Below are 18,311 nucleotides of genomic sequence, written 5' to 3'. Positions count from 1 at the left end.
ATGGTAGCATGTGAAAACGGTTTCTCACTCCCTTCGTAATCGTCGTGTTGTGATCGTTGGCCAATGGGGCCGGTGCTCGCGATCACTAGTCAATTTTGGGACGGAGCGACGGTGTTTGGTCTCGCGGCGCCGAGGCGGAAGGATTGGGTGAACGCGGTCAGGACCCTCTCACCACGCCCGCCCATCATCCAGTTCTGGTCCGAGCCGAAGCTCATGGCCTACGATCCTGTCTACTGGCTGGTGCCCGGGTCAGGGAGGCGACTATGGTCTTGAAGGGGAACGAGCAGTTCGCGGCGAAGGCGGTGAGCGACTACTTGCGTGACGTGTCGCCTCCTGGAAACTGGGAGGCGGGGCCCAATCCCCCGGATCTTGTGTTCCACGTTGGCGCAGGCGAGGTGTGGGCCGGTGAGGTGACGGGGCTCTACCAGCACTTCAGCTATCGCGGACAGGCGCCACAGAGCCGGGAGGCGATGGACAATCCAATCATCAAGATGTGCGACAGAGTCCGTGCCCGGACTGCCGGAACCCTGACCAGGAGCTACGTGCTGCGGGCCTTCCCGCCAACATCGGTGCCGCTCAAACGTCTCGAACGGGAAGTGATGGACCATATTGCGAGTGGCATCGAAGGTTACTGGTCACTCGATCCGAAGGGCATGTTCACGCTGGAGACAACCCCGGGAGAACCGTACAGGTTTTCGTCGGTCCACGGCCTTCGACCGGAGGTGATGACAGCCGATGGTCGAGCGGTGGGTGCAGACATCGAGTCGAACGTTGAGTTCGCAATTGACAAGGCTCTGGCCGACAAGTGTCCGAGGATGGCATCCATCACCGGATATTCTCGAAAGCTGCTCCTTCTCGTGGGCGAGTACCGTCTTGCGTCCGCCGATACTGTGAGCCGCGTCCTGGCCCGGAAGGGTCTGAAACCGTTTGACGCGGTTCTCTATGTGGAATGGGGGATCTCCGTGTCCGTCGTGGCTGATGAGAGCGGGCTGTTTCCCACAGGGTGATCATCCGTGCCGCCGCCATTTCCCGCCACGGCTGCTGCCTTTCTCCCGACCTTGGTCCCGACGCGCCGGCGTTGACAGTCAGACGTCTCGCCTCTACAGTTCCGTCCAGCATCACCGCAAAGGAGCCGCGTGACCAAAAGCCTTCGTTCGAAGAAGCGCGTGAACTTGCGGGGCACGCAGCACATCCCAGCTCCAGGAGTGGAGGACGGAACGGGCCCGCCGCCTGCCACACCTGTTGCCACGCCTACCACGCCTCGACGGGCCATTCGCAGCGACGTCGACGGTCTGGCCGCCGTGTTGGATGCGCTGGGCCAGCGCCAGTTCGATTTGTACGACGTCTCCAACGCCGAGTGGCGAGCTATGTCGCGGCGACAGCAAGAGGAACTGGTCACGCACCAGAACCGGCGCGGAGCAGTCGACCACCATCTCGGCTCCACTTACTTCGGATCTGCCGTGCTGGCGGACGCTGTCAAGCGCGGCCATGAGCTGTACGTTTCGATGACGTCCGAGCAGCGTCGCGAGGTTCTGCATCCCCGACATCTCGACCAGTGGCTTGAGGATCGGAGGGTCATCACCATCGTCGCGCATGATCTCGACCTTGAAGAACCGCTGCCGGACTACCTTCAGCCCAAAAGCTATAGGATTCCCGACGAGGGTCCGTCGCCCCATTGGCCGCGCCCCGTCCAATTGACGGTCTCCATTAGTCTGGATGCTCCTCTGGAGCGCGTCGTTGGTGAGCTGCGGAATCTGATCGGGGGGTTGCACGCCCCGGCCGCGCGGCGCCCGCGCCGACTCTCGGCGACGCGTCGAAGCCGCGAGAAATATGACGACGACCAGGTGGCCACGATGATCCTGTGGTACTACCGGCAAGCCGCGGGCGAACCCCTCAAGCAGTTGGCCATCAACGCCGCAGGCCCCACGGCACGCCATGTGGCCGGTACGCAAGCCAAGATCCTTCGCCAGCTTCGTTGGTTTCGACGCGAACTCGGGATCGCGTAAGCCCCCACTAAGACGGCACTCTCAAACGCTTCGCACACGTGAGTGGCACATGTATCGTAGCTATATGCCACACACCACGATCGCATCCAGCTCTGCTCTTCTGCCGGTCCCTGCGTCTGGGCTCCCCTTCTTACGATCGGGCGCGGCCCGCGTCCCTACGGTCGATTCGACGAAGATCGAAACGTTGGTCGCACGCGCCATTGAAGCGTGCGCCCGGGTCCGGGGCTACGCGGTCGAGGTGAAGAGGACCGCCGAGCAGAAGTTGCGCGGGATCCGCGAGGCCGGCCTGCTCCTCTCTTTGGTGCAGCGGAGCGATGGCGGGCGGCCCCTGAACAACTCGTCAAGCGGGTTGACCAGTTTTCAGTTTGCGCTCAAGCAGGCCGGCATCAGCCGCCAGACAGCGAACGTGTGGCAGCGGGCGGCGGCGATCGCCGAGCCGGATTTCGAGCGGTTCATCGTGGATACCCAGCTCGATGGGCGTGACCTCACCATCGCCGAACTACTGCGCGCGTGCTACCCCGGTTCGGAGGCCGAGTCGAAGGCGTGCACGGTGAGATTCGTCCTGTCGGATTCGGACTGTCAGGAGTTCCTACGCTGGCTTGACATACTGGGAGCCGCCCACTTCACCCAGACTCCGAGTGAGGCGGTGATGGCCATCGTCGGGCAGGCGTACCGCGACTGGCTCGCTTCGCAGGCCCGACGGCGAGGTCCTGGCGCCGACGTCGTCGCTGGCGTCGCGTAAGTCGTAACACCCCCATTCGATTGAACTCACACGACCACGGCTCGGCGGAGCCTTGGCCGACAGGCTTTCCCTGGTATTGGAGCCATTGGCTCCAGAGAGGCGCGCATCATGAAATCGTCGAAGGCATCTCCTCATCGTTGTTTCGCGCTCGTCGATCTCACATCCGACCCACACAACGCGAACCGCGGTACCGACCGCGGACGTGAGGCGCTCACGCGATCGCTTCGAGAGTACGGCGCCGGCCGGGCTGTCCTCATCGATCGGCACGGCTGCGTCATCGCCGGTAACAAGACGGTCGAACAAGCCAAGGCGTTGAACATCCCGCTCCGCGTCGTAAGAACGGACGGCCGGCATCTCATCGCAGTACAGCGTGACGATCTGGATCTCGTCACCGACCCGCGTGCGCGGCAGCTGGCGATTGCCGACAACCGGGTCGGCGAACTCGACCTCGAATGGGATGTCGAGATGCTGAAGCAGTTGCACGCCGAGGGCCTCGATCTGTCGGCATTCTGGACCGACGACGAATTCGCGACGCTGTTTGCTGAGCCGACGACAGGCCTCACTGATGAGAACGCCGTCGTCGAGCCCGGGCCAACGGACATCGTCCGCGGCGAGCTCTTCGTCCTCGGCCGCCACCGGCTGCTGTGCGGAGACTCGACTTCTGCTGGTGATGTCGGCCGCCTCCTCGCTGGCACGACACCGGTGCTGATGACGACGGACCCGCCGTACGGCGTCTCCTACGATCCGGCCTGGCGGCATCGAGTCAACCCGAGCCAGCGCACGGCGGTCGGCAGGGTGATGAACGATGACCGTGCCGAGTGGACGGCGGCGTGGCAGCTATTCCCGGGCGCGATCGCGTACGTGTGGCATGCGGCGCTCAAGGCGCCCACGGTCGCTGCCGACCTTGAAGCGGCGGGCTTCAAGATTCGCAGCCAGATCATCTGGGTGAAGCAGCACTTCGCGCTCAGTCGCGGCGACTACCACTGGGGCCATGAGCCCGCTTGGTACGCCGTCCGCGGTACCGGACAGTGGCGCGGCGATCGGCGGCAAACCACCGTCTGGGAAGTCGCCAACTTGAATCCGATGGGCGGCACGCGGTCAGGCGACAACGCGGTGACTGGCCATGGCACCCAGAAGCCGGTCCGGCTCTTCGAGATCCCGATTCTCAATCACACGGTCGCCGGCGACGCTCTTTACGACCCGTTCTGCGGCAGCGGCACGGCGATCATCGCCGCCGAAAAGCTCGGGCGCGTCTGCATCGCGATGGAAATCGATCCGACCTACGTCCAGGCCACAGTCACGCGCTGGGAGGCGTTCACCGGCCAGAAGGCGCACCGCGGTGTCGCCCACGGCCCGCGGGTGCGACGGAGGACACGATGAGTACGGCACCCACGCGACGAGGCCGTCGCGGACGTGGCGGCCAACGGGGGCACGAACCCCGCCCCCGCATTCGTACGCGCGAGCTGCGGGCGATGGAACTGGCCATCCAGGGCTGGAGCCAGCCGCAGATCGCCACGGAGCTGGGCGTCAGCCAGGCCGCCGTCTCCAAGATGCTCCGTCGTGCGGACGAACGCGTGCTGCGTGACCTGGTCGGCGCGGTGGAGCGACATAAGGCGCGGCACACCGTCCGCCTCGAGCATCTGTACGCGGAAGCGATCCGCGCCTGGGAGCGCAGTAAGGCGGACACGACGCGGCGCCGACAACGAAAATCCCAGCCGGGCGCGGGCGGAGCCGCCAACACCGTCGCCGAGATCGTCGTCGAGGATCAGCACGGCGATCCCCGCTATCTCGAGCAAGGCCGGAAGGCGCTGCTGGATCTCCGCAAACTGTGGGGGCTGGATGCGCCGCAAAAGGTCGACCTGCGGGCGACCCGCGACCCGTACGACGACATGAGCGAGGAGGCCCTGCGCGAAGAAATCGCGCGGCACGCGCGCCTCATCGGTCCGGCCGCGCCGCTCACGAGCGATGCCGCGACGACCGATCCCGTCCCGATCGAAGGACCGACCGATGCACCCGTGACGTCTACACCTGTCAGCTCACCTGAAAAGGACACCGACCATGCCAACGACCACTGAAAGCCTGATTCGTCAACTCAAGTTCGAAGACGCACTGCTGAAACGGCAGGCGGAGCGGTCGCTCCGCGCCTACGTGGAGCAGGCCTGGCCGGTTCTTGAACCCGACACGCCGTTTCTCCCGAACTGGCACATCGATTATCTCGTGGAGCACCTGGAAGCCGTGACGGCCGGCCAGATCACGCGTCTGCTCATTACCCTGCCGCCCCGGTACATGAAATCTCTGCTGGTGTCGATCCTGTGGCCGACATGGGAATGGATTCAGGCCCCCCACCGTCGCTGGGTGTTCGCCAGCTACGCGGAGGCGCTGTCGAGTAAGCACTCCGTGGACCGGCGCACGATCCTCCAGTCGCCCTGGTATCAGGATCGGTGGGGCGATCGGGTCCGTCTCGCCTCGGATCAGAACGTCAAGAACGAATTCCTCAACACGCGGCGGGGGCACATGATTGCGACCTCCATCGGCGGGTCCATCACCGGCAAGGGCGGCAACCGCATCGTCGTTGACGATCCGCACAATCCGGTGCAAGCCGAGAGCGACGTCCAGCGTGACGCCGCGTTGACGTATTTCAGTCGCACCCTCTCGACGCGACTGGACAACAAGAACGACGACGCGATCGTCGTCGTCATGCAGCGGCTGCACGAACGCGACCTAGCCGCGCTCTGCCTCGATCTCGGGTACACGCACGTGTGTCTGCCCGCCGAAGCCGAGGTGCCGACGCGGCTCGTGTTTCCTCGCAGCCAGCGCATCTACGATCGGATGCCGGGCGACCTGTTGTGGCCGGAACGCGAAAACGCTGCCGTGCTGACGCAACAGAAAGTACTGCTTGGGTCGGCGGCGTACGCGGGGCAGTACCAACAGCGACCAGCTCCGGCGGGCGGCCTCATCTTCAAACGGGAGTGGTTTCGCTTCTACGACACGCTGCCGAACGTGCAGGATCTGACCCAGTCGTGGGACATGTCGTTCAAGGGCACCGACTGCAGTGATTATGTCGTCGGGCTCGTCGCCGGTCGGATCGGCGCCGATATTTACCTGATCGATCGGACCAAAGGACAATGGGGCTTCAGCGACAGCTGCCAGGCACTCGAAGCGTTCTCGCGCAAGTACCCGCGGTCCCGGACCAAGCTGATCGAGGAGGCCGCCAACGGCGCCGCGATCATCGACGCGCTCAAGCACCGCGTATCCGGTATCGTGCCGATTAGGCCCGAAGGAGGCAAAGTCGCCCGCGCGCAGGCGGTGCAGCCGCAGGTCGAAGCGGGCAACGTCTACCTCCCGAACCCTGGGCTGCACGGCACGCTGCTGCCAGAGCGGGCCTGGGTCGACGACTTTCTTCACCAGCTCACGGTGTTCCCCAACGGCGCGCACGATGACGACGTCGACGCCTTTACGCAACTGCTCGTGCGGGGGTTGCGGCGCCGTCGCATCCACGCCACGTGGTGACGCGACGGTCCGCGATCAGACTGGAGGGGCGGCGGTCACGCCACCGGCGCGATCGACATGCTGAGCCGATAGTTGAAGAGGGACACGCCGGTGGCGCGTTGCACCGCGAGCGTCAGATCCGGAGAGATCTCCTTGGCAATGATCAGCCCGCGGCACGGGCCGTTCCCGAGATGCGCATCCACCCACGCCATGTAGTACAGCACCTGCCCCAACGTCTTGTTGCGGCCGCGCGACAACTTCAGCTCGATGACGACAAAGTGCTGCTGCCGATCGACCGCGAGGATATCGATCCGCCCGTCGGCAACCGGGAATTCGATCCCAGATCGGCCGTCACGTTCGACCACCTGAAGCCCCGCCTCGATGAGTCCCAGATTCTTCGCGAGAAAATCGCGGAGGTCGGCTTCGGCGGCAAATTCCTGGTCGGCCGCCTCGGCATCGCCGGGCAGTTCAAGGTCGTCACCGTCACTACCGTCGGCCAAGAACGCCTCGTACTGGTCCTTGAGACGGAGCACCCGCTCACATTCCCGTCCGCCTGACGGCGTCGCGCCGAGAGGCCAATACTCGGCCCGAAACGCGTCCAGGAGCCCATGCCTCCGGAACAGCTCCACGAAGTAGCCGCGTCGGACCGACGAGTCGTAGCCGCGATCCCACTCGATTTCCATGGTTCGAATGCGTTCGACGTCGGCCCCGAGTCCGTGCTGTTCGGCGAAGGGATACGCCTGTTTCAACGGCAACCTCTTGCTTGCGGGCTGTTCCATCAGATGCTCTCCCCTCTGAGCCACGGCACCCATCTGTGACGTGGCCGCGAGTGACCCTCGTGATTGTAGATCACACTCATCGTGTGTAGACACTCCAGAGCCGGCCGCCAACCATGACAGGCATGCCGCCGGCGATTCGCAAGCACTTTGGTCGTCGTATCCGCGAGTTGCGGCTCACCCGCGATCTGTCTCAGGAGCAGTTGGCGGAGCGCGCGGGCCTGCACCGCAATTACGTCGGCGGGATCGAGCGGGGCGAGCGCAACGTCGCGATCCTCAATATTGCGAAGCTGGCGGCCGGATTGGACATCACCCTCGCGGAGCTGTTTGCGCCCTTTACGCACCGACCCCGCCGACACTGACTCCGACACGCACATTCGCTCTTCGGCACCACGAACGCAAGGGCATTCGCCGCTTGTTTGACTCAGCCTGCAGGGTGGGCCCATGCCGGCCTCGATCTCGCCGGCACACGATGCAGGGTCCGCGTTCGGCCGTCACACGTCTGTCTGAGTCCATCGCTGTGTCTTCGCCTGGTCACAAAGGACTTCACTTCGGCGCCGGACAGAGCGAATGTGCGGACACCGGTCTGGGAAGCCGCACGTCGCGGCTTCCAACCGACCGGAGGAGATTCCACGACGATGCGCGGACAGAAGAACCCTCCCCTTGACCTGACCCCGGTACCCGAAGGCACGCCGCTGACATTCGACACGATGGCGCGGGCGTACTTGGAAGACTACGTGCTGCAGCGCTATCGGACGATGAACACGGCGCGGCCGCGCGTCGAACACCTGCGCGGCTTCTTCGGCGGCTGGGCCGCTGAGGCCATGACCGGCGACAGCGTGCGCAGCTACCAGCTGCACCGCCGAAAGCAAGGTGCGGAAGCCGCGACAATTAACCGCGAAACCTCCGCGCTCAGCCGCATGTTTCAGTTGGCCATTCGGCGCGGTCTATTGGAGCGCATGCCCCTGTTTCCGAACCGGTTGGAAGAGAATCCGCCGCGCGAGGGGTTCTTCGAACATGACGAGTACCTGAAGGTCCGCGCCCATGCGCCAGCGTCCTATCAGGACGTGCTCGACTTTGCGTATTACTCGGGGTGGCGCCGGAATGAGATCCTGGAACTCACTTGGAACGAAGTGGATTTGGGCGGCGGGGTGATTCGGCTGCCCGCGCGCCGATCCAAGACCAAGACGGGCCGCATGCTGCCGATCTCGGCGCCGTTGCGGCAGGTGCTGGATCGTCGGACGCGCGCGCGTCGCCTCGGCGATCAGCGCGTGTTTCGGCGCGACGGCGTCACGGTCCGCGCGTGGCGCTACGCCTTGCGCGACGCCTGCCGGAAGGCGAAGGTCCCGCATCGGCTCCTACACGACTGTCGCCGCACGGCCGCGCGAAATCTAATCCGGGCCGGCGTACCGGAGCGAATCGCGATGCTGCTGACCGGCCACAAAACGCGGGCAGTGTTTGATCGCTACAACATCGTGAACGAACGGGAACTGCTCACGGCAGGGGAACGTCTGGCCGCCTATGTCGCGAAGATCGGTTCCTAGCGCTATTTGTAACACCGAGCGAGGACGTCACCACTGGCAACCAAGTCGTGCGCGGGCAGTGCAGGTTGCGGCGCTTTCATCCTGGCTCGACATCGAACCCGTTGAACTTCGCCAAGTGCTCGGGCTTGGTGCCGACGGGTACCGCGACAACGAGAGCCGACCGAGGTCGCGTCATCGCAACGTATGCGGTCCGCAGCTCTTCCGAACCATGTCCAGCTTCGGAGAGCCGCTTCGGAGTGCAGGGAGGGTGTCTGCTGAGCGCCAGCAGTACTGCTTCGTAGGTCTTCCCTTTCGCCGCATGGATCGTCTCCACGGCGATCGGCTGCGGCGCCGCGGGAGCGTCAAAAAAGGAGCCAACCGGCCAATCTAGGAAATCCTTCGAATGCTTGTCCTTCTCACCCTTCTTCCCCTTCACGACTCTGTGCTGCTTGGCCCCAATCCTGTCCGCTGAGTCCGTAGGGAATGACCACGGGGCTGTGCCCGCCCAGGCTCGGAAGACGTCCCTCGTGGTCGACACCCATACGTTCAACGGGGAGCAGGTGGCGGGCAAGCGGTTCATCAGCCTATGGAGTGCCGCGCTCACAGCGGCTGGTCGCCGAAAGGCCCCGACTTGATCATCGAGATTCAAGGCCCTCCAATCGCCGCCGAGAAGGTAGACTAGCGCGGCCTCCAAGGCCCGACGCGCCTCCTTTAATTGGCTCTGTTCTCTCCGCCAAGCGGCCGACGCGAGCAGCTTCGTTGCGGGATTCGATACAGACCAAGGGTCCACCTGATCCGAAAGCCTGAGAATGCGACGAAGGAGTGTCCTTCCGCGGATCAAAATGACGCTGTTCTTCGGTGTCGGCTCGACGCCCATCGATCTGCAGAAACCTATAAACCGAGGAATGAGCGCGTCAGGGCTCTCCTCGTCGTAGGTCCAGAGCACTGGGCGCCGATGGTCCTGCCGACCCCTCGCCGCCTTGGACAACGTGGAGAACGGGTACGTCGCGTCACAGATCGCCTGTGAGCTTCGCAGGTTCGCCGTCAGCACCGAGGGCCTCTCCCAGTCCGGTGCGCCTTCCTTCTGGACGAACAGCTCGGGATGAGCGGTCCGCCACTCGTAGATCGCCTGGTCGGGGTCGCCGACCAACACCACCTCTTTCAGCCCGGCCTCAACCAAGACATCGATCATCCGCATCTGAGAGTGAGACGTGTCCTGAGCCTCGTCAACGAGTAGCTCGGGAAAACGCCTAACGACGGCTTTCGCGATCCACGGATACGTCTCCAGAACGCGCACGGCCCAAAATGCGGCATCAGTCTGGGTAGCGAATCCAGCTTTCGCGAACCGCTTCTTCATCGCGGTACATCGGGTGTGCTTCAATGGGCACTTCCAAGGTGTTGACCTGATGTCCACCACTTCTCCGGACAGGTCCCACGAGAAATGCGTCAGATTGCAACCCCGGTTGCATTCCTTAGCGCCCCAAGCCCACGCACCCGTCTGCGACCAGGGCCTCTCTCCGAATCCAACGACGATTGGCCTTTCGGAACAGTTCATGACCCTATGACCAAACGGGAGAAAGACAAACCGGTTGATAAACGAGTCGAGTGTACCGATGTAGTGCGGCGCTTCGTTCGCCCTCTCGGCGCCGAGGAGACCCAGCATTATTCGAATCTCCTCGCACGCGACGTTCGTAAACGATAGAGCAGCCAACCCGGCGTGAGGCAAGGTCCATTCGCCCACCCGTCTTGCGATTCGGTGTGCGACGGTCAACGTCTTCCCGCTACCCGGACAGGCGCGGAGGACGAATCGGCCAGGTCGCTTGATCGCGTCAGACTGTTCCGGGCTCGGCAACGGCAGTGGCATCGGTCCCCTCGGTCAACGCCTCGTCTGTAGGCATAACATGCTTCAATGCCTCGTCTATGTACGACGGCACGCGGAACGGACGGGCACCGATGCTACCTTCGTTTTCAGCCAACAACGAAGCCAGGCGTTGAGACACCTCGGCCTTGACATCGGCGAGCGCCCACCACACCGTCGCAGCACGTTCCCAATCATCCATGGCAACTTGGCAGGACTTCTCAAGGCGGCTGGCTATCACAGGGTGCCCGGATCCTCGGACAGCCTCCACGAGGGACGCGACGTTCATGCCGTCAAAGCCAAGTTCACACTCCAGTGTCTTGCGCGCGACATGGACGCCGACTTGTCCGCCTTTGAGCGTGAGGGTTTTCATGCAGCGTGCGGATGGGAGGCCCGCCTTCAGTTTGCGCACGCTCTCTTGTATGTCGTCATCGACCGACACCCGATTCGCGTCCGTCTTCTCAGAGCATCGGTCGTCATCGGTAATGATGGCGCAAGGGATGTCGAGACGTTCCTTTGGATTACTGGAGTTGAACAACTTTGCGAACGGCGCAAACGAGACCCCAGATACGTTCACGACCTCGACCGCCCCGTGGTCGATTCGGCGACCCAGCCGCAGGGCGAGAGCGGGCACAACGAGAGCTTCTGATATCCCCTCCACGAGCAGCACGCCTCGAGCGAAGAACAGTTGCGAACGAGTCACGTCCAAATAGCGCTTCAGATCCTGCTTCTCGACGGCTGAGAGGGGGCAGCGTCTGATGGCGGTAGCCGCGAGAGAGGCGTCGGCGCTTCTGTGGATAACAACGACGCTGTCGAGATCCGCCCGTGACGTTAGAGTAGGAGAGTGTGAAGTGACGAACACCTGCACTTGCCCCATCTCGTTGTCTACGACACTGGTGCGGTCGAGAAAGTCATAGACGAGCACCTGAAGCTGTGGGTGGAGATGGGCCTCTGGCTCTTCGATGAGAAGCGCGTTAAACGTTAGGGGATCCGCCCGACGCAGCTCGACAAGGTCGCCAAGAACGACGCCCATGTAGATCAAGTTGTTAAAGCCCATCCCGTTCTGTTCCACGCCGAAGCCGCCACGGACATGGTTCGTGAGATCCTCAACAACGGCGTCTCCGAGCAGTTCACGCTCGTTTCTCGTTAGCCGCCCCAAGTCGAGCACGATGCTCGATCCTTCTGGTCGGGCCACACGGTCCAACACGCCGGCGTGTTCAGCCGCCGCTTCGCGGACATTGGCGAAACCCGCCTGGTCATACACCGCCAAAAAGCTAGTTCCCCCGCCGTGTGGCAACAGTGGGCGCAACGCCTCAGCGAGTCGGTCGAACACCGGGGGCAAGAAGCCAACGCGGATAGTCTGGCGCAAGCTCCGCCCAGTCAGGTCGACTAGGTGTTCGTTGATTGTCTCGGCCGCCCTCTGCACTCCCTTCTCCTTGAGAATGCTCTCGTTAGCGGTGCGAGCATGACCGAGGATGCGCTCACGATCCGCCTCGCTATCGATCACGTGTCGAATCAGTTGGCCCAGTCGACTGCCGCGCCCAGGTCTCAAGTCCGACTCGGCATCCCGCAGAGCGCCCAGGTAGATGTGCGAAATCAGCTCATGCGTGCTGCCGCTCACCGACTGGCCCTCCAACTCTCCACCCCATACCATGGGATGAATGCGGGTGCGCCCCTTGACCTGTTCTGAAATGAACCGAACGTGCAGTTCAGCGCGGGGCACGTCATGAGCCGAGAGCAGCTCGTAAAACGCTCCCTGCTCGTCTTCGGAAAGCCCTTCGAAGACAGCATCAAGCCGAACTTCCGTTGCCGGAACCGTGGTGGCACCACAGTGAAAGTCCGCCTGCGATACGTACACGTCGCGTCGGCCCGATCCAAGACTGAAGAGAATGCGCAAGGCGTCTATCAGTGCCGTCTTCCCGGTGTTGTTCTCGCCGATGACCACGTTGGTGCCGGCCCGAAACTCGAACGTGATACCCGGCGATCCGAAACAGCGGAAGTTCTCAATTGTCAAAGTGGCGAGGTGCATTCACCCTCCAGAAGACAAACCGACCACGGCCGTTACCGGCGGCGGGCTTGTGACAGCAGGAACTACGACCGGCTTGGTGTAGCGTTCCACCGCCTCGAGCAGGCGTTGAGACTGCGGCCCGTGTTTGCCCGTCTGCAGTTCATTCAACACGGATGGCACGTGCCAGCCAAGCACGAGGATCTCGGCGAATGTGTTGTCCGCCCGCCTGACACGCAGCCGCAGCGGTTCTGACGTAGCCTGCTGAGAGGGATACAGTAGGACCGCTGCGTCGCGAATGTGGTTCTTGGCCTCTCCATAGGCCTGGGCATAGACAAACGCCTGGTAGATATCACTATTCGCCACATGCCGGTCGTCGTAGGCCTTGTACTTGGCATCGATCGGTAGTCGTACCTCGAACGTCGGTGCCCGCTCCACGACAAGATCTGGAATCACACGGCCGTACGGTCGTCCGCCAGCCTCGCGAATCACTGAATCGTCCGCCAACTGATAGCGCACTCGGAACTGGTGCGGGCTCAGAAGGCGGTGGCAGGCACGCCAGACGAAGCGCTCGAAGAGCGAGTTCATGTCGAACAGGAAGGCGTAGCTGTTGACGCGTCCGCCCGACAGGAGGTCGCCCGCACCAAGACCATCGATCACCAGATTCGCGAGGACGTGGGCGTCCCGGTAGTGCTCATTGAGACGGTGATACTCAACAGCTCTCCGCACAGGCCTTCCGTCATCCCCGCCCGCCACGTCGCCGAACAGGTCGGCCAGCAGCGACACGCGCTGGCCGAGCGCCGGTGGGAGTGGACAACGACGTGCTGCTTGGAGGGCGGCCGTCAACAAGCGGTTCTCGCCGATATCGTGTCTGCGGTCATCGTGACTACACGCCACCTGGTCACATCGTCCAAACCGCTCGGTCACTTGCCGCCTGACGTCAATCCTGCCGCGAACGACGCCCAGCCACTCATTCTGGTGGACGTAGTCCGCCAACAGTCCGTTGCGCACAAGGCGCTCGCACTGTTCGGCCAGCAACAGAACGAACAATTCGAGAAGGCCGCACTTCGAGGTATCGACGTCGCGGCAACTAGGTAAGCGGCGTAGCGTCTCCAGACCGCTCGCGAATCGGATCATTTGCAGGAGATCCAGCGCATCGCCGGCGAGCTTCGGCACCACGCGGATCTCGAACTGCTGGAAACGAACGACGCCGACCCAAGACGTTGCCGAGACCCTGACGCCTCGCTTCATCTCTTCAACGACCAAGCGCCCTTCCTCGCCACTCGCGAGGGTGCGGAGGAGGGGTAGGTCCCCGGGCGAGAGCGAACACCCTTCGAGCAGGATGGACTGCCACTCCGCCACCGTTCTGCAGAGAATGCCTGGCCTTGGCCCGGTCATCATTCCTCTGTCGACTTGGCCAGCAGGTGCTTCTCGAGCGCTCTCACAACTGATTCCGGATCGTCCAGCAACTGCGTGTTCAAACGGCCCTCCGCATCCACCAACTCTTGGCCGACGTACTCCGCAAGGCGGGCATAGTCGTCGTAGCAGTATTCCTGCAACAAGGGAAGGACGTCGTACCGCATTCGTCGCCCGAATTCCGTGACGTCGGTGACAGGCTGAGTGCCATCGAGAAAGAACGCGTGCCCAATCTGCTTTTCGCGCCCTTCGCGCGACGCGATTTTGCGGTTCAGCGCCTCAAGGAAGTCCTCCAAGGCGAGTGTTCCCACCTTCGCGCCAGTGAGGATCGTGGCACTGGGCATGATCTCCACGAAGGCAAAGCGGCGACGCAGCGCTGAGTCCATCAGGCGAATGCTGCGGTCGGCAGTGTTCATCGTGCCGATGATGAACAGGTTCGGGGGTACGACGAATCGGTCACGACTCTGTGGAAGGACGATTCCGATCCCCCGTTTGTCGGCCTCGATGAGGGTGATCAACTCGCCGAACACCTTGGCGATGTTGGCCCGGTTGATCTCGTCGATCAGCAACAGGAACGTGTCTTTTGGCTTCGCGGCTGCTGCCTTGGCGTATCGCTTGAACACTCCATCCTCGAGGTTCAGCGACAAGGCCCCGGACTCCCCTTTCACGGGCCTGAATCCCTCTACGAACTCTTCGTAGCTGTATGAGGGATGGAACGTGAGCTGGAGAAGATGGCCGCTGTTCGTGAGGTCAGCTTCCGCACGAGCGAACTTCTCTTTGTCGCCGAGGAGGGCGGCCGCGTCGCTTCGGCCATTCCGCCGGGCCAACCAGGACATGGCAAAGCGTCGCGCGACCCAGGTCTTTCCGGTTCCTGGTGGTCCGTACAGGATCACCTGTTTCTTCCGATCAAGGGCAGCCTGCAGCTCCAGGAAAAGGGGATCCTCGGGCACTGGGCCCGGGCCGTCCCCAATCAGTTCTTCGTAGAGTGCCGCCGGCAGTTTTGCCACCGTGACGAATCCCCACGATTCCTGCGGTGGAATCTCCCGGGCAATTGAGGTGTCCCACTTCACTCGCACGGTATGTCTGTGGTCGGAGCGCTCCGTGTTCCACTCGTACCCGGGCTCGACAACTTCACCGACCGCCAATATCTGCGTCTTGCCCTTGTTGGCGACAATCAAGTCACCGGGCTTCAACTCGCGGAGAGTCCAGACTTCGGTGGCCTTCTTCTTAATGTTGGAGGGATTGGTCTTGTACTCCTCCGCGAACAGCTCAGCGAACCTCGCCCGGAAGGCGGCCTCGTCCTGGTATTCTGTGAGATCTCCCACCGCGTCCCATCCAACGCAGATATAGCCGCCTGCGAGGCACTCCTCCCAGAACCGCGCTCCGGAACCGGGTGCGATCTTGACAATCTGGCGGGCGCCGGGACGTGGGTCTCGCCATACATAGACTAGGCGCATGATCTCGCCGTCGGACCACCCACTGAACTCGGGACGCGCACGGACCACGTCTCGCAAACGCCTGTTGAGTTGCACTGGCCCCAGGGACTTGAACGATGACGGCTCTTCTCCCAATAGCCCGAGGAAGTGCTTAAGGTGCGCGGTGGAACATACCGGGACGATGTGTTCGGGAAAGTAGATGTGGAGTGTCTTGAGCAAGAGTGCGGGACCGTACTGGAGAGGCTCGAGCGCTTCGATCTCCGCCCATTCTTCACGCGAGGCAAGCTCAAACGCCTTGACGAAGGTACCGCGGAGGAGATCCCAACCTTCGACTTCGTCCTTCGCGAATGGCGCCACGTACCAGCCCGGCTTGTCACTGCGCTTGTACAGAATGAGTTTCGCAGACGACCCACCGCGGACGCTGCCCAGTTCAGAGGACTTGAACTCGACCCATCGGCAGTACGTGTCGCTCGAATCCGCCTGTCCTAGTGCATAGCGCTCTACCGGTAGGGTCGGCCAACCCTCAAGAGGGAAACGCTTGAGGATCTCCTGCCGTTGTTCTTGACCGAGCTTCTCCTTCTGCTGTGCGTCCCGCCGATCGAAGTTCGTGATTGCTTGCTGCAGTCCTGGTACTGTCGCCATGCTTGTCCTCAATCTACCCCTGGCGCTCGCGGCGCCAGCCAACCCGCGACGGGAAATACTTCCGTTCACGCGGCCGCGTGCGCAGATGGTGACGGTTTAGGTCATCAAGGGGGTATTGTGCGCCGATCCGCCCACTGACGCCACCTTTGTAGAACCGCGATACGGTTGTTTGTGGTCGCCGGCTCGAAGCGCTATACTCCGGCCGGCGCGAGTGTCTGGGGAGTTCCATTTTGTAGCCTGAGCCTACTCGTGTCCGCGGGGTGGTGCGCTGGGGTCTGACTCCTAGTCAATGAGAGGGCATCGGGGCGCCTCTTTGTGGCTGGTGTATAGCCAGCCCGTACCAGTTGTTTCGTATAGCAGCCGGCGTTCCGAACGACGTCGGCCGCTGGGGCAGCCGCCGTCGTTCGGAACGCCGGCCGCTCACGGTAGGATGAGCAAACTAGACTTCAGCCGCCACCCTGCGTCCGGCCGCGCTCGCGAGCGTTTGGTCGTCTCTCTGCGGCGTAGCGCCGCGCGCCCTTCAAAGTTAAAGCCGTTGGTTCTTCTCTGTGGTCGGGAGGACAGTCCACGCCGCGCACGCCTCCGGGAGTACCTCGCCCAGCGGCCGAACAGCGTTTTGCCGCTCGTCTTCTACGCGGAAGATGTCTGGATGGAGATTCAGGCGAGCGGCCGGAACATGCTTGAACTCGAGGAGGAGCTTGCTCGCCTTGCTGATTTGGTCGTCGTCATCGTCGAAAGTGCGGGCTCGATCGCTGAACTCGGGGCGTTTGCACTGAGCGAACCTCTTCGCCGTAGAATGTTAGCCATTCTGGATCGGCGCTATCTGGGCCAGAGATCCTTCATCAATTTCGGGCCGGTGTCTCTGATCGACAAGTATTCGCGTTTCGGAAAGGCAATCTACTGCGACCTAGACGCGATCCTGCTAAGTGGCGAGGATATTTTCGAACGACTCAGTCGGGCCACTGGCATCGGGAGACCGTTGGAGGTCGATAGGGGGCCAATCTCCAACCAACCGAAGCAACTTATGTTCTTGGTGGCCGACATCGTTTTCATCGCGGGCCCATTGACGGCTGAGCAATGCGATGCCATGGTCGAGGAAGTCGTGGGGAAGAACACTTCGCTCACAACGAAGGAGGCCTTGGCGATCCTCAAAGCGCTCGCTCAGGTAACTGTCAAGAGGTACAAGGGCGCTGATTACTACTCCGCGGTCCCAGGGGCTGGCATCAGCGCTGAAGCATCCCCGAGAGTCGACGAGTTACCTAGACTCCGTGCCCAGTACCTCGGTGGCTTGTCAGCGATACCAGAGTGGCGGCAACTTTTTCGCGAACTTGCGTGACATGTCGGTATGAATCTGCGGGATTATCTTGCGTCCGCACTGTTGCTACCCGCTCCGTACCTCGATGCTATCTCTCGGTCAGCGAGCAGACGCTACAAACGGCTGTTCCTTCCTAAACGAGATGGTTCCAAACGCGAGGTGTTCCATCCATCTCGGGAGCTCAAATTACTGCAACGTTGGCTAGCAGAAACCGTCGTCTCGAAATTTCCAGTTCATCCAGCTGCGACCGCATACAGACCGGGTCTCGGGATTCGGCAGAACGCGGAACGCCACCTCGAGAACAGATTCCTGCTGCGCCTGGACCTCAAGGAGTTCTTTCCTTCGATTCAAGAAGATGACATACGCGCGTTCCTCGCACTCCAGTCGAGTGTGGAGGGAGCCACAACTGTGTGGGACGAGGACAGCGTCGGGTTCTTCTTGGGCATTGTCCTGAAGGACCGAAGGCTGTGTATTGGGGCACCATCGTCGCCAGCCCTCTCGAACGCAGTGTGCATTGAGTTGGACCGGAATCTTGATGCTCTTGCAAGCGGACTGGATGGGACGTACTCACGATACGCTGACGACCTGTTCTTTTCCACGAATAGGATCGGCGAGCTAGGGGCCGTGGAACGGAGGGTTGCCGAGATTCTCCGTCGCCTGTCGTACCCGCGCGGGTTGGCCTTGAATAGGGACAAGACTCGGTACTCGTCGATGAAGACACGGCGAGCGGTGACCGGCGTGGTCCTGACCTGTGAGCGTCAGGCTTCAAGTAGACACTGTTCGTTGGGTCGGAAGCGAAAACGACTGCTCCGAGGGATGATTCACCGCCTGGAGTCGCTCGACATGCAGGAAAGGCTCTACCTAGCAGGATGGCTAGCTCATGCAAAGAGTCTTGAGCCCGACTTCATTAATCGACTCGTTCTTAAGTTCGGCAGCGATCGGATCATTGGCTCGATGAACATGAATTGGAAGCCCGCAGTGTAGGCATCGCCAGGCCGTAGACGGCTTTCACGATGCGGAACCTCGAGCGCGAGTGGAGGGTCGAACGAGCTACCGTCCCTGCACGGCGCTGGTCGGTTTCGACAAAGTAATGTCTCCTTCGC

The 18,311-nt window shown here is 62.2% G+C and carries 15 protein-coding genes; 10 read left to right on the top strand and 5 right to left on the bottom strand.

The window, feature by feature from the left end:
• Window positions 1–263: 263 nt before the first annotated feature.
• The 6 genes from NTV05_03770 to terL all read left to right on the top strand — a co-directional run bounded on the left by NTV05_03770 (window position 264) and on the right by terL (window position 6,258).
• On the top strand, window positions 264–1,007 hold the full coding sequence (locus tag NTV05_03770) for a hypothetical protein (GenBank protein ID MCX6543514.1): 744 nt from the start codon (window positions 264–266) through the stop codon (window positions 1,005–1,007).
• A 294-nt stretch (window positions 1,008–1,301) separates the two neighbouring features.
• Window positions 1,302–2,006: a hypothetical protein gene (locus NTV05_03765; protein MCX6543513.1), complete on the top strand. Its 705-nt coding sequence runs from the start codon at window positions 1,302–1,304 to the stop codon at window positions 2,004–2,006.
• A gap of 184 nt (window positions 2,007–2,190) precedes the next feature.
• Window positions 2,191–2,748 carry a hypothetical protein gene (locus NTV05_03760; protein MCX6543512.1) on the top strand — a complete coding sequence of 186 codons (558 nt, stop codon included), beginning with the start codon at window positions 2,191–2,193 and terminating at the stop codon, window positions 2,746–2,748.
• 108 nt (window positions 2,749–2,856) lie between these two features.
• On the top strand, window positions 2,857–4,128 hold the full coding sequence (locus NTV05_03755; GenBank protein MCX6543511.1) for a DNA methyltransferase: 1,272 nt from the start codon (window positions 2,857–2,859) through the stop codon (window positions 4,126–4,128).
• Between the two features lie 92 nt (window positions 4,129–4,220).
• Window positions 4,221–4,823 carry a helix-turn-helix domain-containing protein gene (locus tag NTV05_03750; protein ID MCX6543510.1) on the top strand — a complete coding sequence of 201 codons (603 nt, stop codon included), beginning with the start codon at window positions 4,221–4,223 and terminating at the stop codon, window positions 4,821–4,823.
• The gene (terL, locus tag NTV05_03745) at window positions 4,807–6,258 is read left to right on the top strand and encodes a phage terminase large subunit (GenBank protein ID MCX6543509.1); all 1,452 of its coding nucleotides are present in this window, start codon (window positions 4,807–4,809) and stop codon (window positions 6,256–6,258) included. The genes NTV05_03750 and terL overlap by 17 nt, the downstream gene beginning before the upstream one ends.
• Window positions 6,259–6,293: 35 nt before the next feature.
• On the opposite strand, the gene NTV05_03740 is transcribed toward terL, so the two are convergent.
• Window positions 6,294–7,016, bottom strand: coding sequence for an endonuclease NucS (locus tag NTV05_03740; GenBank protein ID MCX6543508.1), 723 nt, complete (start codon window positions 7,014–7,016; stop codon window positions 6,294–6,296).
• 122 nt (window positions 7,017–7,138) lie between these two features.
• Between NTV05_03740 and NTV05_03735 the strand changes: the two genes are divergently transcribed.
• Window positions 7,139–7,375, top strand: coding sequence for a helix-turn-helix transcriptional regulator (locus NTV05_03735; protein ID MCX6543507.1), 237 nt, complete (start codon window positions 7,139–7,141; stop codon window positions 7,373–7,375).
• Between the two features lie 276 nt (window positions 7,376–7,651).
• Window positions 7,652–8,557: a site-specific integrase gene (locus tag NTV05_03730; GenBank protein MCX6543506.1), complete on the top strand. Its 906-nt coding sequence runs from the start codon at window positions 7,652–7,654 to the stop codon at window positions 8,555–8,557.
• A gap of 76 nt (window positions 8,558–8,633) precedes the next feature.
• On the opposite strand, the gene NTV05_03725 is transcribed toward NTV05_03730, so the two are convergent.
• From NTV05_03725 to NTV05_03710, 4 genes are all read right to left on the bottom strand, one after another.
• The gene (locus tag NTV05_03725) at window positions 8,634–10,400 is read right to left on the bottom strand and encodes a DEAD/DEAH box helicase (protein MCX6543505.1); all 1,767 of its coding nucleotides are present in this window, start codon (window positions 10,398–10,400) and stop codon (window positions 8,634–8,636) included.
• Window positions 10,366–12,423, bottom strand: coding sequence for an AAA family ATPase (locus tag NTV05_03720; GenBank protein ID MCX6543504.1), 2,058 nt, complete (start codon window positions 12,421–12,423; stop codon window positions 10,366–10,368). Before NTV05_03720 ends, NTV05_03725 begins: the two co-directional genes overlap by 35 nt.
• A complete protein-coding gene (locus NTV05_03715) occupies window positions 12,424–13,650 on the bottom strand; it encodes a hypothetical protein (GenBank protein MCX6543503.1) in 1,227 nt (408 codons plus the stop codon).
• Between the two features lie 146 nt (window positions 13,651–13,796).
• On the bottom strand, window positions 13,797–15,893 hold the full coding sequence (locus NTV05_03710) for an AAA family ATPase (protein MCX6543502.1): 2,097 nt from the start codon (window positions 15,891–15,893) through the stop codon (window positions 13,797–13,799).
• 430 nt (window positions 15,894–16,323) lie between these two features.
• Here NTV05_03710 and NTV05_03705 point away from each other — a divergent pair, with 430 nt between their 5' ends.
• Window positions 16,324–17,229 carry a retron St85 family effector protein gene (locus tag NTV05_03705; GenBank protein MCX6543501.1) on the top strand — a complete coding sequence of 302 codons (906 nt, stop codon included), beginning with the start codon at window positions 16,324–16,326 and terminating at the stop codon, window positions 17,227–17,229.
• A 9-nt stretch (window positions 17,230–17,238) separates the two neighbouring features.
• Window positions 17,239–18,192, top strand: coding sequence for a retron St85 family RNA-directed DNA polymerase (locus tag NTV05_03700; protein ID MCX6543500.1), 954 nt, complete (start codon window positions 17,239–17,241; stop codon window positions 18,190–18,192).
• Window positions 18,193–18,311 lie beyond the last annotated feature (119 nt).

The sequence above is a fragment of the Acidobacteriota bacterium genome (genome assembly GCA_026393755.1).
GTDB lineage: Bacteria > Acidobacteriota > Vicinamibacteria > Vicinamibacterales > JAKQTR01 > JBAXOX01.
The sequence above is the reverse complement of the archived record's forward strand: the minus strand, read 5'-3'. Positions and strand labels throughout refer to the sequence as shown.